The sequence below is a fragment of the Microbacterium aurantiacum genome (assembly GCF_021654035.1).
Classification (GTDB): domain Bacteria; phylum Actinomycetota; class Actinomycetes; order Actinomycetales; family Microbacteriaceae; genus Microbacterium; species Microbacterium aurantiacum.
Map to the genome: position 1 here is coordinate 1 of NZ_JAJPDW010000011.1, position 13,704 is coordinate 13,704.

Consider the following 13,704-nt stretch of genomic DNA (forward strand, 5'->3'; position numbering starts at 1 on the left):
ATTTTAGTGTGGATCGCGCTGGTACCGCCTGCCATGTTCAACGCCTACTTCATCGCTCCGCTCCTGACCGGCCTGCCGCCGTACCTCCAGATCCTATGTACGACGCCACTGACCGTCGCGTGCGTCATCTGGGTGATGTTGCCTCTATTGCACGCGCTCGAGGAGAGCATCCGCCACTGGCTCGCGTGGCGGCGCGGGCGCTGAGCGTCTGCCCCATTAGGCGCTGTCGCGGCGGGCAAAGCCCTCTCCGCTCCCTCTTGTCAATCTTGCCTACCTTGGTGAGGGGCATGTCGTCGACGGCGATCAGCCGCTCGGGGTGCTTATGCTTAGCCACCCCGGCGGACTCCATGGCGGCGCGGATCCGTTCGAGCCCGAGCGGGCCGCCCTCCTTGAGACTCACGTAGACGCATACCCGCTCGCTGAACACGGGGTCGAGCATCGCGACGGCGGCCGCTAGATCGAAGCTGTCATAGCGGTAGACGAGGTCCTCCACCTCTTCGCACGAAATCTTCTCGCTGCCTCGGTTGATCATGTCGAGATGTAGCCATCCTCGGTGAAGGACCGCGCGTTCGTCTCAGGTGCGCGGTAGCATCCGCGCGGGGTGTAGCGGATCGGTTTCCTGCTCGAGCATAGATCGACGGCTCATCAGATGCCTCCAGAGTTCTTTTCGTCGGTTATGTCGGTGTGGTGATCAGCGGCGGCGCTGGCGCTTGCCGCCCCAGAACGCGCGGACTGCCATGGTGATCGCTTCGTCTTTGGTGAGGCGATCACCACGGGCCGCGGCTTCGTCGCGTGCCTGGTTGATGTACTCGAAGACGTCCGGAGGTAGTCGGAAGGTCGCGGGGTGTTTTTCGATGCGCTGGACATTGTACGGGCCGCGCTTCTTGCCGGTGCGGGGCGACGTGTCACACCCCAATCAGGGCGGCTTCGACGTCGTCATCGGCAACCCACCCTACGTCAACCGGCGCGAGCTCAGCTACCGCATCACCGGCTTCGAGACAGACAACGTCGACGACATCTACGCCTCCTGCTGCGAGCGCTCGGCGCAGATCACGCGCCCGGATGGCCGGCTCAGCCTGATCGTTCCCATCCGCAGCCAGTTCGCCGATCGCGACGAGTCACTGCGGAAGTTCTACGAGCGGCGGTTCGATGCGATCTGGGTGAGCACCTTCCAGGAACGCCCGGCTGCCCTGTTCCAGGTGAAGGTGCGCAGCACGATCATCACCGCCGCCGGGTATGGCAGCGTCTCCGAGCTGCACACGACGCTCACCCACAGCTGGATCGAGGCGTTCCGTCCGCATCTGATGGCGACACTGCGGTATTCGCTTCGGCCCGCCGGCTCGCGGACCCCGAACTGGATGCGCGCCAGCAGCGACGCGATGTTCGAGCTGATCGACACGCTGCTTGCGAAGGGCACGATCTCCTCGACGCCGCTTGTCCGTGTGAGCGACTACTCCGTCGGTTTCAAGAAGACCGCCACGTACTTCCTGAGCACGTACACGGTGCCGCCGGTCACCTACGACAAGACCACGCACGCCACGGTGCCCCTCAACGAGGGGAAGCTGTTCGTTCAGAACCGGAAGGACCAGCTCGCGGCCAGCGCGATCGCGGCGTCGCGGCTGGCGTTCCTGTGGTGGACGTTCACGGGCGACTGCTTCAACGTCACCAAGGGCACGATGTCGCAGATCCCATTCTCCCCGCACGCTTACGGGCAGGACACGTTCGATGCTCTGGTGGAGCTCGGCGAGAGGATCGAGGAGGCGCTGCCGGCCGTGCGCTCCTGGGATCTCAACTCCGGGAAGTACGTGGGCGGGTACGCGATCCCCGAACTGCGTCATCTCACCGGTCAGGCCGACGAGATCATGCTGGAGGCGATCGGCCGCATCGATCTGCTGCCGGAGATCCAGTACGCCCACGCCCGGATGTACAAGAGCACCGGGATTTCCGCGACGACACTGCGAAAGTTGCCGTTCGAGGTCGAGGTGTGACGCGCGACATCCGCACGGGTCCTTTGCCCTCGAGCGACTGCGATCGTTCGTCCGGGTCAGGATCCTCTGAGTGATGGATATGACAGGTAGGCGCTACCGGATGAGTTGACCCATCTCCCAGTCGCCGAGAGGGATCGTCCGACAAGTTCTGTCAGCGGTCCAAGCGGGACGGTGGCGGTCAGGTTGATCATCGCCGCACAGCATAGAACGCGTTCTCGAACTCGATGGGCGGGACGACACACCGACAGCGGTGGGGTGCCTACCCTTCTCAGGCGGAGTCACGGAGCGAGGTGACAAGCTCCGCGGGGAGGGCAAAGACCTTCTCGAGCAACGGGAGAAGGTCCCGGACTGCCTCGAGGTGCTGCTCTTCGGTCAGATCGTCGATCGCCGGAGGCTCGTCGCCAGTCCAGCCGATCGCTTCCGCCACGATCGTCAGGGACCAGGAGTCCCACCTGAGCCGCCCCTCGGATCGCAGCTGCTCCCGGAACTGACCGAGCACGCCCACGGGCTGAAACGCATTGCGATCGCGCGCGAGCTCGTCGCGAACGTACAACATCGCCGTTTCGAAACCGAGCAGGAACGTGTGCACTCGCTCGAACGTGACGGGCTGCCCGATATACATTCCGGATCGCTTCACGAATGCCTCGGCGATCGAGTAGACCGGCAACTCGGCCGGCCCGTTAGTTTCACTCATCTCGACTTCCCTGCCAGCAGCTCAGGAGACGGTCATTACCCGCGGCGCCGTTTGCGGCCCCAGTAGGCGCGAAGCGCAACGGTGACGATCTCGTCCTTGGTGAGGCGGTCGCCGCGGCTGGCTGCATCCTGCTTGGCCCAGTCCATCAGTTCAAGCGCGTCGTCGGGGAGACGGATCGAGACGGGCTTCTTCTGGACGTAGACGACGTTGTAGGGCCCCCGCTTCTTCTTCGCCGGCGGTGGCGTCTCCGCCTCGGCCGACTCAGGAGGCGTCGCGCTCGCCGCTGCCGGCTTCTGGCTTGCGCGAGGTGCGCGTGCGGGTGCTTCGGACGTCGCTGCCTGGTCGACGTCGCTGGTGACTTCCTCAGCGGGGGGCGCGGCCTTGCGTGCGCGGGGCTTCGCTGCAGCTGTGGGCTTCTTCGGGGCGGCCATGGTCACTGACCACCTCCTCGGTTTCCACGGCGGCGAGCGCGGCGCTCCTCGATGCGCCGCTTCTCTTCCATGCTGATGAGCTCCGCCGGCGACAGCGAGCGGGGGCGGCGAGTGCGGCCGCGCTCGGCCTGCCTCTGGTACTCGGTCGTCTTGGCCGTGCTGACGACGTTGAGGGTGACGCCGGTGATGGTGTCGCGGCTGGTGTCGAGGTTCACGTATCGGTTCTTCGACTCTTCGCGGAACCAGCCGAGGGCGTCGCCGCCGTTCTCGTGGATGCGCTTGAGCATCGTCGAGGCGTTGTACGAGTTGACCTCCATCACGCGGCCGTTGGAGAAGGTCAGGTGGGCGGTGATCTGCTTCTGCTTGTCGTGGGACTGGCCCTTGGCGGCGTTGCGGACCTGCTTGATCAGTTCGGCGTTCGCCTGCTCGCGGCCCTTCGCGGTGCGGCCCTTGGGGATGCGCATCTCGATGTACCGGTCGCCCCCGGTGGCGTATGCCACGTCGACGCGCAGCCGACCACCCTGGCGACCCTCAACGTAGGTGCCGCTGAGGTCTTCGGGGATGACGGGCTTGGCGCCGGCCTTGCCTCGCACGGGGGCGATCGAGCCGTCCTTGCGCCGGCGCCGCGGCGGGACGTGGGTGAGGCGTCCGGTGTCAGCGAGCTCCTGGAGCGCCTGGCGGTAGAGGGCGCCGCTGGTTTCGCCGTTGAGGATCTTGCGGACCATTCGAGGCGAGCGGTGCAGCTCCTCGGCGATCTCGGCCGTGCTGATGCCCTTGCGCCGCAGATCGCGGATGAGGTCTTGGGCGGTGCGCTGCTGGTCAGCCATCAGCCCTTCTCCTCTGCCTGCTCGAGCGCCTTGGCGATGCCGGCCCGCTCGGCACGTGCTTTCAGCGCGTCACGCTGCCGCAGCGTCTCCGGCGTGATGAAGGATCCGTTGAGGTAGCCCTGCAGGCGCAGGCGCCCGGTCTTGCCGTCGTCGCCGCCGCCGATGAACCGGTCCGGCAGGGACCACGCCGGCAGCTTGGTCGTGTAGATCGCATCACCCTGGATGCCGATGAGCGTCGAGGGGTCGACCGTGAGAGCACCGGAGGTGTAGCCGCCGAGGGAGCTGGGGCCGTGGAGGACGCGAGCGCGTGCGCGACCCCAGACCTGGGCGGCGAGCTCCGGGTGGTAGAAGCTTCGGGTGCGGTCGTTCGGGCGCGACGGGATGCGATAGATCCAGAGGTTGCCCTGTCGCAGCATCTTGGCCCTGTACTCGGGCGGGACGTCATCGGGCGACGCGGCGACGCGGGTCTCGTCGCGGCCCGCGGCGGCGAATGCACCGATCGAGTGCAGCATGATGTTCCGCAGCGCGGCGAGCACAGCGCGGCGCAGGTCCGGGTGCATCTCGTCCTGCAGCTGGACTCGCTCGCGGGCGCGCGTCATGCGCTCGGTGAAGGTGTCTAGAGGCTTGGCCTTGCGGAACACCACGGCCTCGTGAGGGCGGATCTCCCACCCGTGCTTGAGGGCGACGTGGATCTCGCTGCCGTCGGCCCAGGTGTCGTGCACCGCTCCGGGCCGGTTCGGATAGAACCAGCCTTCGCGAACGTCCAGGTGCTTCACACCGAGCAGGCCAACGTGGTTCCAGCCCTGAGGGACGCGGAACCGCACGTGGAAGCGGGCGCGCGCGTAGGGGTCTTGCTCGAGCAGCTCGTACGCGGCGGCCTGGTTCAGCCGGATCGCGGGGCCGATACCGAGCTCGCGCCCGACGCCGGCGAACATGAACCGGCCGTCGACGTAGGCGAACTCGCTGATCTTCTTCGTCTTGGCCGGGTCGATCAGCGGGACGCAGTCCTCGTGCTTGGCGAACGACTCCCCCGCGACCAGGTGGTCGTAGTGGTGCAGGCCCGAGGTGAAGTGGATCTCCTGGGCGATGTCGTCTTCGACCGGCACGGGGTTGATGTTCTTCGGCAGCGACAGCGCCCACAGGTTCGTTCCGGTGGCGGCAGGGCTGTTGAACAGGCGCGCGTTCTCGTCGGCGTGGCGAATGATCGACGCGGTGACGTTCCAGGCCAGACGAGCCTGGGCAGGGGTCAGCGGCCCGTCGCCGAACCACTCCTCCGCGGTGCGGACTTCGATCTTGAAGCCGGTGACCGCGTGCTCGAACCGACCGGTGGGCGGGCCGTTGTTGACCCAGTGGGCTCCGGGCTTCCAGTTCGGGGTCTGGACGTACAGCCAGTGCCGCACGCCAGGCGCAGGCTCGGGGCGCTTCCCGGTCAGCATGATGCGGTTAGCGCCGTACGAGGCAGCCGTGTCGAGCAGGTCCGTCAGGTTGGGGTTCTTGCGGCGCTCGCCGATGACGGGGCGAACGGGCGTGCCGGCGTCGGTGACGCCTTGCCCGGTGGTCTGGTCGACCCAGATCGTGGGCACGTCCTTCGGCGTCCACGGCTTGGGTCGGTAGTTCAGCTCGTCCATCTCACCCCCTCATTCGTCAGGTTATATTAGTCAAGAGTGCTTGAAAATTGCAATCAGATTTCGCAGTCGACGGGCGCTCCATGAAGGTCTGGCGGGGTCGCTAGGACGCGAGGCGGCCGCCGTAAGAGCGCCCGCGTCCGTGGTAGGACTTCTGCGCCTTCCGCAGCCCTTCCTCGGTCATCCCCAGCAGGAGGGCGATCTCTCGCTGGGTCAGCTCGGCCGCGCGCGCCTCGTCGACGACTTTGCCGCGGCGTTCGCGCAGCTCGTCCGCTTGCGCGAGCTGCTGGCCGATGCGACGGAGCTCCTCACGGATGGCGTCCGCGTCCTTGTTAGCCATGCGCCCCAGCATCCCCAACCAAGTTGGGTCTGGTTGCCGCGGCGCGCCGTAACCGCGAAAGTGGTTATATTCATCCAGCTGAGAGGAGCGCTGATGACCGGACGGCACCTCACCACGGCGGACGTCGCCGAGAAGCTCGGCGTGTCCGTCGTCGCGGTCTACAAGATGCGCTCCATCAGCAACAAGCTGCGCAGAGCCGGCCAGGAGGGTCCTCTGCTCCCCGAGCCGGTTGCCATAGAAGGCAACTCCCCGCTCTACGACGAGGCCGCGATCGACGCATTCGCGCAGGAGCGCGCGCGCAGGGCGCCCTCGCAGCGCGGCCGCCGGCCGCGACTGATGCCGGGACTGGCGCGCGATGCGGCTTTCGCGGAGCGGTTGCGGGCGGCGATCGCGGACGGGGCGGGGGCGCCCGAGGTTCCCACGCAGGCGGCTCTGATCGACCTGCTCGGCTTGAACGTCGTCACGTTCGGTGAGCGGATGCGAGGGCGCACCCGCTGGACCGACGCCGAGCTCGAGGTGATCAGGCGCACCCTCGGTGTCGACACGACGGATGCGAACGAGGTCGTAGACCGCGCTCGCGCGGCCAAGCGTCAGGCGCGCGCGGCGAGATCCCACGCGGGTTCGTAGCGGCTTCACGACATGCTCCCGCTCTCGTCGCTGGCTTGCTGGGCAGCGCAGGTTGAGAGCGTGTCCACGAGCGCACCGCGGTCGGCTTCGTCGACCGCGAGGTGCCAGGTGTCGACGATCTCCGTGTAGCGGGCGACGTAGGTGCACACGTAGTCGGCGTTCGATGGCAGCCACAGGGCTGGCCCGTGGTCGTTCTTGGCCGCATTCGTGTTGCCATCGACGGCGACGATGTTGTCGAACGAGTTGGCGAACTGAATGCGCTGCTGCTCGGTCCACGCCCACGCGCCCCCGGCGTGCGCCGCCGAAAGGCTGACGATGTGGTCGATCTGGACGCCGGAGCTTCCCGGGGCTCCAGGGGCGGCGATCCGGTCGTGCTCGAACTCAATGCGTGTGCCCGTGTACGGATCGGGGTCGAGCACGCCGGAGAGCACCGTGCAACCGTCACGGACGACGTCCTGCAGCTGGACGGCGAGGAGATCGTCTCGCTGATCGCAGCCGTTTCCCTCGATGTCGATCCAGCGCTCGCCGAACGTGGCGCGGCGATACTCGGGAATCTCCTCGGTGGGATCGATCAGCGGCAGCTCCTGCGCGACTGCGGCGAGCGCGGTGTAGTCGTAGGTCGGGTCCGGGGCGGGTGCCTGCGGGCGCGTCCATGTGTCGATCCAGGAGGTGATGCCCAGCTGGTGGGCGCCGAAGCCGAGCGCGAGAGCTGCGACCGCGGCGAGGGCTGTGCTGGCGCGGCGGGTGCGTCGGTTCATCTGCGCTCCTTTGCCTGTGCGGTGTCGGCTTGGTCGAGCAGCAGTATGGTTCGGGCGATCTGGGTGCGTGCCTCGTCGATGACCTCGAGGGTTTCGTCGTCGGCGTCGAGCTCTGAGAGTGCGTGGCTCTGGCGGCGGAGCTGGTCGCCGAGGTGGAACATGCCGGCACTGAGGAGGACCTCGGCGAGCGCGGCCGCGCGGGCGCCTTGGTGGTCGGCGCTGACGGCGAGGTCGTCGATGATCTCGATGAGGGTTGCGCGGGATCCCATCGTTGGGTCTTCTCCTGGAGTGAGCTCGCGGAGCGCTTCACGGTTGAGCAGCGTCTGGAAGAGCCTGTGCATCCGTTGGGTGAGGGGGCGGCCGTCGCGGCGGGTGCAGTTGAGCGCGAACTCGCGGAAGCTCCATCGGACGGTGACGGGTGTGCCGGTCTGGATGGTCATGGCTTCCTGGAGGCGCACGGCGATGTCGGTCATCAGTGCTCCTCGGTTCGGCCCAGGTGGGGGATCTGCTTGAGGTGGGCGCCGCGGCCGTTGCCGAGCTGGGGGGAGATCGCGCAGCTGGGCAGGTGCAGTCTCGCGTTCGGCCCGTGGCCTGCTGCCGCGTGGGGTGTGGGCTGCCGCGTTGGCCGGGTGTGCCGGGCGCCTCGCTGAGTCAGCGGGAGGGGGTTGAAGCGCAGCGACAGGGCCCAGCGATGGCCGCCGAGCGCGCGGACGACCCGCAGCCACTCTCCCTCTTTGGTGGAGTCGATGGTGAAGGTGTTCGGCTGGTCAGACATCTGCGGCTTCTTTCGGTGCGAAGGGGCTGTTCTTGGCGTCGCGGAGCATCTGCCGGGTGATCGGCTCGGTCTCCTCGAGCGAGGCGAGCGAGAAGTAGTGGCGGCGGGCGCGGGCCGCTTCGGTGCAGGTGAGCAGCTGGCGGTTGCCGTGGTTCGGGCATCCTCCCTTGCTGCGGCATCCGGCCAGGTAGCCGGCGGTGGTGCCGTGCAGGGCGGCTTCGAGGATGTCGAGCGTCTTGCTCATCAGGCGGCCTGCCGGAGTCCGAGGTCGTCACGGTCGCGGTCGATGGTGCGGACGTCGACGCCGAGCAGGTCGCTGAGCTGGGTGAGGCTGAGTCCGCGTTCGGTCCCGCGTCGGGTGGCTTCGAGGCGCTCGTCTCGGGTGAGGCGGACGTTCTGGCCGGCGAGAGCGAGCTCGATCGCGATCTCGTCGAGCAGGGGTTCCTGCCCGGCTGTGGGCGGTGCCGGGTCGGTGTCGATGTCGTCCCAGGCCAGCGGCGGCAGCCAGCCGTGCCGGCGTGCGACCGTGAGTGCGTAGGAGCGGCCGACCCGCTGCGCTCGGGTGTGGGTGGGGGGCTGCTGGTCCCAGAGCTCGTCGTAGAGCGCGGCGATGTCGTCGTGGACACGGATGTCCACGTAGGCGCCTTCGAGTGCCTTGTTGACCTTCCAGCGCGGGTAGCCGAGTCGGCGTGCGATCTCGTGGTGGTTCCATCCGATCGCGGCCAGAGCCTGGAGGCGCCGGCGGGTGCCGCGGCCGTTGACTCGGCCCTGCGCGGCGAGAGTGCTGCTGTCGGGGGTGACTGCGAGGAGTTTGCGGGCGGTGGCGCCGGTGACGAACCGTGCCGTCTCGCTGTTGAGCAGGCGACGGACCGTGGCGCCGCCGACGCCGGCGCTGATGGCGATCCGTTCGGGGATCATCCCGGTGTCGACCAGTGCCTGCAGGTGCTGCCGGATCGGCTCGATGGGTTGGTGCGCGTCCTGGTATCGCCCGTAGGCCAGGAGACGGTAGCGGTCGCGGCGGCGGCGCGCGTTGCCGTCCATGCAGGCGCGGCACCCGCAGAGGTGGACGACGTAGCAGGTGGAGGTCAGCCCGTGCTTGTGGTCCGGCGGGCAGGTGTGGGTCCGCATCTTCTCCTCCTCACAGATGGTTATATTCCCGAATATAACCCGTTCCCGAGGGTTTGGAACCCCCTCACTGCTAAGGGGTGGCCCCAGAGGCTCGAAGTCGACAATCTGAACGAGCTACAACGTTTGTTGCGGTTTCTCGCTACACTGTGCGCATGGCAGGATCAACTTTCGCTCGTCTGGGCGAGCTCGCGTCACAGCGTTGGGGCCTGGTGACCACCGCCCAGGCGCTCGAGGCTGGCGTGGCGCGCCCGACCCTGACGCGCCTCGCCAACAGCGGCGCGCTCATCCGCGTCGCGCGCGGCGTCTACCGCCTCGCCGGCGCGCCAGAGCACGAGCAGGAGGCGATCCTCGCGACCTGGCTCGCCCTCGGCGGCGCCGACCGTCCCCGCACAGACACCGGCGTCCCGCCCGTCGTCGCCGCAGGCCAGACGGCCGCGCAGCTGCATGGCATCGGCGACTGGTTCCCCGGGCCACTCGAGTTCGTCGTTCCCACCCGCCGCGGTACCCGCCTGGACGGGGTGCGGCTCCGCACCCGCGAGCTCGCGCCCACCGAGGTGGTCTCCGTCGACGGGATGCCGACCATGAGCGTCGAGCGCACGATCGCCGACCTGATCGAGCAGTGGGTCGACCGCTCCCTCGTCGCCGATGCGCTCGCCGACGCCGCGGACGCGGGAAAGCTGCTCTCCCCCGCCCGCCTGACCGAGTATCTGGAGCCGCTGGCCAAGCCCAACAAGTACCCCTCGGGTGCCGCGCTCGCGGCTGATCTGCTCGCTCTTGCGGGCGTCGACGCGGTGGTGCCGGCCGATGCCTGAGCCCGACGGCTACAAAGACTGGACGGGGCTTGCGCAGGCGATCAAGGCGGCCGCGACGAAGGCAGCCGGTGACGGCGCGAGCGCGCTGGATGTGAATGCGCAGATCGTGCAGGCACAGCACGATCGTTTCCTCAGCCGGGTCTTTGCGGAGGGGGAAGAGTCCGAGTGGCTGCTCAAGGGCGGCACGGCGATGCTCGCCCGGGTGCCGAAGTCACGGTCGACGAAAGACCTGGATCTGGCCTCGACCGGCGCCGCCGATCTGGATGCCGCGCAGCAGGCGCTCGAGCAGGCAGCCGCGCGTGATCTCGGCGACCATGTGCGGTTCCAGCTCACCCGTGCCCGTGCGACCGGGCGAGGAGAGAACCAGCCGGGTGTCGCGACCCGGCGCCTGGTGTTCACATGTCTGGACGCGAACACCGGCCGGAGGATCTCCGACATCCCCATCGACGTGGTCGTCGGCCCTCCCCCGGTCGGCCGCGTCGAGACGATCGAGCCGTCGACGCGGCTGCAGCTGGGGCGGCCGGTCCCGTCGCACCCCTACCGGCTGTTCCCGATCTCCGATCAGGTCGCGGAGAAGGTCACTGCGACGATGAGCACCTACAACGGCCGCCCCAGCAGCCGCGCGAAAGACCTGGTGGACATCGTCACCATTGCACGCACGCAGCGCGTCGACCTGCGCGAGCTGCAGATGGCCATCGACGCGAAGCGTGCACTGTCAAAGCTCGACTCGTTCACTACGTTCACGGTCCCGGACGGTTGGGACGGTCCCTACCGGGTGCTCGCGGCCGGCACGCCCTCAGCCGGCGGGATCACCGATCTGGGTGAGGCCGTGGCTCTCGCGCGTCAGCTGATCGATCCCGCGCTCGCCGACGCGCCCGTGCAACCGGGGACGGTCTGGGTCCCTGGCTCAGGCTGGACACAGAACCCTCCGCCGCCGGAGCCGGGCGGCAGCGGATCCCCTTCGGGGGAGGTCCACGTGCGCGCGCACGTGCGCTCCGGTTATCCCGTCACGGAGCACTGGCGCGCAGCGCGCGGCTCAGCCCAGGAGTGACCGCGTCAGTGCGCCGCGTCGTACGCCTCGAGGATGGACGCGGGAACCCTGCCGCGATCGCTGACCTGGTGTCCGTTCTGACTGGCCCATTCACGCACCGTGTTGAGATCGGCCCGTCCGCCCCGCGACGTCCTCGCCGGACGCCGGGTGGCTGCGCCGATGCGGCGCGCGCTCTTGGCCCAGGCCTCGAACTCGAGATCGATCTCGAGTTGCTTTCCGTCGATCGCGAAGGTCGCGGGATCGAGCCGCTCGCCAGGTCGCGCACACCACCGCGAAGGGCGGCGTCATCGCGATGACGAAGTCGCTCGCTGCGGAGGGCGCCCGCTACGGCGTCCGCGCGAACTCGATCTCGCCTGGCTTCGTCAGCACCCCGGCGACGGACAAGGCGGTGGATGCGGAGGGCAAGGCCTGGCAGGTCGGCAACGCGCTCATTCAACGCCCCGGCACGGGCGAGGACATCGCGTACATGCCGCTCTACCTGGCCTCCGACGAGTCCTCTTGGGTGACCGGACAGAACTACAGCGTCGACGGCGGCGCGACCGCCGGGTGGCGGAACGACAGCGAGACGGACCGACTGGCCGCGAAGAACGGCTGACACGCGGGTCGCGGCGCGACCGGTGACGGACGTGAGGCACGGTGTCAGCTGACACCGTGCCTCCCGTCCGTCGTGGCCACCTCGTCTAAATCGCGAGGTACCCGCCGTCGACGGCGAACTGCGCGCCGGTCGCGAAGGCGGCCGCGTCGGAACCGAGCCACGCGACCATCTCGGCGATGTCGTGCGGCGTGCCGAGTCGGCCGATCGGGTGCTTCGTCAGCAGCGCGTCCTTGAAGCCGGGGTAGGTCTCCTCCAGCGCGTCTATCATTGGCGTCTGGATCACCCCGGGCAGCACTGCGTTCACGCGGATGCCTTTGTCGGAGTACTCCACCGCGGCGGCTCGGGTGAGGCCGATGACGCCGTGCTTCGACGTGACGTAGGCGGACTGGTGGGCGATGGCGACCTGCCCGAGGGACGAGGCGGTGTTGATGATGGATCCGCCGCCCTGCGCCAGCATCTGCGGGATCTCGGCCTGCACGCCGGTTCAATATTCCGCACAGAGGAAGTTGGCCCCACGGCGTTACTGCAGTCAATCGTTCTGTTGCGCAAGCCCCCGCAGGTAAGCACGTGCGTCGTCGAGGCTGACGACATCGCCGTACTTCGCGTCGATGTCAAAGAGGCTGGCCAGGTGCGGAAGGGCTGCCCGGTCGCCGACTGCCTCTTCGACGACGATGGTGTGGAAGCCGTAGGAGCAGGCGTCAACCGCCGAGGCGCGCACGCACCCACTGGTGGTGCAGCCGACGATGATGATGGTGTCGACACCCCGTGAGATCAAGCGTGCGGCGAGATCAGTTCCGAAGAAGCAGGATGCGTACTTCTTCACCAGGGTCATCTCGTGGGGCAGCTGGCCCAGCCTGCTGTCGACCTCCACCCATTCGCTGCCCTCCACCAACAGGTGGTTGGACGGGATCTTCTTGATCCAGAGCCCCGCCTCCTGCAATTCGGTGTCGTACGCGACCGTCGAGAAGAAGATGGGGATCTCGAGTTCACGGGCGGGGACGAGTAAGGCATTGGTGGCGGCCAGCTGTGACTCCAGTTCGCCTGACAGGGGCGAACGGCTGTCCGTGAATCCGGTGATCAAGTCGACGATCAGCAGCGCCGGCTTCTCGCCGTAGCCGATCCGGCCGCCCAATCCCTTGGCCTTGAACTCGTCGCGCAGCCGTGCGTACTCATCGATCAGCTCCGTATTCGTCACGAATCGGCTCTCCTGTTCCCCGTCGACTGATAGTGCGCCGCGATGGCATCGCTCGTCGTCACCCAGACACCATCGTGAGACGTGATGTGCTCGAGGGCCCGATCAAGGTAGCGGTGGCGGAACGGCTGGCCGACGATGAACGGGTGCAACGGCAGCGACATGACGCGACCCGAGTGCTCGGAGTCTGAATAGAGCTGATCGAACTGGTCGATCACCGCTTCCAGGAACTGCGGGCCGGTATAGCTCTTACTCACGAACATCGTCACATCGTTGAGTTCTATCGTGTAGGGAACGCTGAACATCCCGTCGACGTTCAGCGGATACGGCTGATCGTCGTTCGTCCAGTCCAGGACGTAGTCATACCCCAGCTCCCGAAGGATCCGCGGCGTCTCGAACGTCTCTGTGAGCGCCGGGCCAAGCCAGCCCCGCGGCCGTACTCCGGTGGCGGAGGCGATTGTATCCGTCACGTCTTGAAGGTAGGCGCGCTCCGTGTCAGCACCCATTCCAGCTTGGAAGGTGGAATTGTCGCGGCCATGCGCGAGCCACGCCCAGCCGCGTTGCCGGCCTGCCTCGAGAATCTGGGGGTAGTGCCGACAAACGTCGGAGTTGAGAAGCACACTTGCGGGCACTCCATGTCGGTCGAGGCTCTCGATCATCCGCCACAGGCCTACCCGCGGACCGTAATCGCGCCAGCCGTAATTGAGTGGATCCGGCTGCAGCATCGCGGTACCGCCGAAGATGCTCGTGGAGGGCTTGTCGATCTGATAGTGCTCGATGTTCAGCCCGACATAGAACGCCACTCGGGCCCCATTCGGCCACGAAATCGTCGGTCGCTCCGTGATCGGGCTGTAATCGAAG

The 13,704-nt window shown here is 67.5% G+C and carries 21 protein-coding genes; 6 read left to right on the forward strand and 15 right to left on the reverse strand.

Annotation, left to right across the window (positions count from 1 at the left end; genetic code table 11):
• Positions 1–33: 33 nt before the first annotated feature.
• Complete coding sequence (locus LTL01_RS14975) at positions 34–204, forward strand: putative antibiotic biosynthesis monooxygenase (protein WP_429977919.1); 171 nt, start codon at positions 34–36, stop codon at positions 202–204.
• Here the strand turns inward: LTL01_RS14975 and LTL01_RS14325 are convergent.
• On the reverse strand, positions 125–532 hold the full coding sequence (locus LTL01_RS14325) for an AMP-binding enzyme (protein ID WP_005050745.1): 408 nt from the start codon (positions 530–532) through the stop codon (positions 125–127). The two genes, LTL01_RS14975 and LTL01_RS14325, sit on opposite strands and share 80 nt — an antisense overlap.
• Before the next feature lie 205 nt (positions 533–737).
• Here LTL01_RS14325 and LTL01_RS14330 point away from each other — a divergent pair, with 205 nt between their 5' ends.
• The gene (locus tag LTL01_RS14330) at positions 738–1,988 is read left to right on the forward strand and encodes an Eco57I restriction-modification methylase domain-containing protein (RefSeq protein ID WP_082157161.1); all 1,251 of its coding nucleotides are present in this window, start codon (positions 738–740) and stop codon (positions 1,986–1,988) included.
• 268 nt (positions 1,989–2,256) lie between these two features.
• Here the strand turns inward: LTL01_RS14330 and LTL01_RS14335 are convergent, their stop codons facing one another.
• The 5 genes from LTL01_RS14335 to LTL01_RS14355 all read right to left on the reverse strand — a co-directional run bounded on the left by LTL01_RS14335 (position 2,257) and on the right by LTL01_RS14355 (position 5,905).
• Positions 2,257–2,655: a hypothetical protein gene (locus LTL01_RS14335; protein WP_043340515.1), complete on the reverse strand. Its 399-nt coding sequence runs from the start codon at positions 2,653–2,655 to the stop codon at positions 2,257–2,259.
• Between the two features lie 62 nt (positions 2,656–2,717).
• Positions 2,718–3,119 carry a hypothetical protein gene (locus LTL01_RS14340; RefSeq protein WP_005050751.1) on the reverse strand — a complete coding sequence of 134 codons (402 nt, stop codon included), beginning with the start codon at positions 3,117–3,119 and terminating at the stop codon, positions 2,718–2,720.
• A complete protein-coding gene (locus LTL01_RS14345) occupies positions 3,116–3,940 on the reverse strand; it encodes a hypothetical protein (protein WP_047801722.1) in 825 nt (274 codons plus the stop codon). Before LTL01_RS14345 ends, LTL01_RS14340 begins: the two co-directional genes overlap by 4 nt.
• Positions 3,940–5,568, reverse strand: a complete 1,629-nt coding sequence (locus LTL01_RS14350) for a hypothetical protein (protein WP_005050756.1) — start codon at positions 5,566–5,568, stop codon at positions 3,940–3,942. The genes LTL01_RS14345 and LTL01_RS14350 overlap by 1 nt, the downstream gene beginning before the upstream one ends.
• Before the next feature lie 100 nt (positions 5,569–5,668).
• Positions 5,669–5,905: a hypothetical protein gene (locus tag LTL01_RS14355; protein WP_043340519.1), complete on the reverse strand. Its 237-nt coding sequence runs from the start codon at positions 5,903–5,905 to the stop codon at positions 5,669–5,671.
• 93 nt (positions 5,906–5,998) lie between these two features.
• Between LTL01_RS14355 and LTL01_RS14360 the strand changes: the two genes are divergently transcribed.
• A complete protein-coding gene (locus LTL01_RS14360) occupies positions 5,999–6,532 on the forward strand; it encodes a helix-turn-helix transcriptional regulator (protein ID WP_005050761.1) in 534 nt (177 codons plus the stop codon).
• A 5-nt stretch (positions 6,533–6,537) separates the two neighbouring features.
• Here LTL01_RS14360 and LTL01_RS14365 read toward each other — a convergent pair whose 3' ends face one another.
• From LTL01_RS14365 to LTL01_RS14385, 5 genes are read right to left on the reverse strand one after another with little or no spacing between them, the layout of a single operon-like run.
• Complete coding sequence (locus tag LTL01_RS14365) at positions 6,538–7,290, reverse strand: HNH endonuclease family protein (RefSeq protein WP_005050763.1); 753 nt, start codon at positions 7,288–7,290, stop codon at positions 6,538–6,540.
• Complete coding sequence (locus tag LTL01_RS14370) at positions 7,287–7,763, reverse strand: hypothetical protein (RefSeq protein WP_005050765.1); 477 nt, start codon at positions 7,761–7,763, stop codon at positions 7,287–7,289. Before LTL01_RS14370 ends, LTL01_RS14365 begins: the two co-directional genes overlap by 4 nt.
• Positions 7,763–8,065 (reverse strand): hypothetical protein, encoded by a 303-nt coding sequence (locus tag LTL01_RS14375; RefSeq protein ID WP_005050767.1) that lies wholly within the window; start codon positions 8,063–8,065, stop codon positions 7,763–7,765. Before LTL01_RS14375 ends, LTL01_RS14370 begins: the two co-directional genes overlap by 1 nt.
• Positions 8,058–8,309, reverse strand: a complete 252-nt coding sequence (locus LTL01_RS14380; protein WP_005050769.1) for a hypothetical protein — start codon at positions 8,307–8,309, stop codon at positions 8,058–8,060. The genes LTL01_RS14375 and LTL01_RS14380 overlap by 8 nt, the downstream gene beginning before the upstream one ends.
• A complete protein-coding gene (locus LTL01_RS14385) occupies positions 8,309–9,193 on the reverse strand; it encodes a hypothetical protein (protein WP_005050771.1) in 885 nt (294 codons plus the stop codon). The genes LTL01_RS14380 and LTL01_RS14385 overlap by 1 nt, the downstream gene beginning before the upstream one ends.
• Before the next feature lie 152 nt (positions 9,194–9,345).
• Between LTL01_RS14385 and LTL01_RS14390 the strand changes: the two genes are divergently transcribed.
• Both LTL01_RS14390 and LTL01_RS14395 read left to right on the forward strand, forming a co-directional pair.
• On the forward strand, positions 9,346–10,005 hold the full coding sequence (locus LTL01_RS14390; RefSeq protein WP_005050774.1) for a type IV toxin-antitoxin system AbiEi family antitoxin domain-containing protein: 660 nt from the start codon (positions 9,346–9,348) through the stop codon (positions 10,003–10,005).
• Positions 9,938–11,056, forward strand: coding sequence for a nucleotidyl transferase AbiEii/AbiGii toxin family protein (locus LTL01_RS14395; protein ID WP_236969047.1), 1,119 nt, complete (start codon positions 9,938–9,940; stop codon positions 11,054–11,056). The genes LTL01_RS14390 and LTL01_RS14395 overlap by 68 nt, the downstream gene beginning before the upstream one ends.
• A 5-nt stretch (positions 11,057–11,061) precedes the next feature.
• On the opposite strand, the gene LTL01_RS14400 is transcribed toward LTL01_RS14395, so the two are convergent.
• Positions 11,062–11,280, reverse strand: a complete 219-nt coding sequence (locus LTL01_RS14400) for an Lsr2 family DNA-binding protein (protein WP_082157160.1) — start codon at positions 11,278–11,280, stop codon at positions 11,062–11,064.
• On the opposite strand from LTL01_RS14400, the gene LTL01_RS14405 reads away from it, so the two are divergent.
• The gene (locus LTL01_RS14405; RefSeq protein WP_082157159.1) at positions 11,208–11,651 is read left to right on the forward strand and encodes an SDR family NAD(P)-dependent oxidoreductase; all 444 of its coding nucleotides are present in this window, start codon (positions 11,208–11,210) and stop codon (positions 11,649–11,651) included. The two genes, LTL01_RS14400 and LTL01_RS14405, sit on opposite strands and share 73 nt — an antisense overlap.
• A gap of 85 nt (positions 11,652–11,736) precedes the next feature.
• On the opposite strand, the gene LTL01_RS14410 is transcribed toward LTL01_RS14405, so the two are convergent.
• From LTL01_RS14410 to LTL01_RS14420, 3 genes are all read right to left on the reverse strand, one after another.
• A complete protein-coding gene (locus tag LTL01_RS14410; protein ID WP_005050794.1) occupies positions 11,737–12,129 on the reverse strand; it encodes an SDR family oxidoreductase in 393 nt (130 codons plus the stop codon).
• Positions 12,130–12,180: 51 nt separating this feature from the next.
• On the reverse strand, positions 12,181–12,846 hold the full coding sequence (locus LTL01_RS14415; protein ID WP_005050795.1) for an N-carbamoylsarcosine amidohydrolase: 666 nt from the start codon (positions 12,844–12,846) through the stop codon (positions 12,181–12,183).
• A partial coding sequence (locus LTL01_RS14420) for a polysaccharide deacetylase family protein (protein WP_236969048.1) occupies positions 12,843–13,704 on the reverse strand: 862 nt, incomplete at its 5' end. The genes LTL01_RS14420 and LTL01_RS14415, both read right to left, overlap by 4 nt.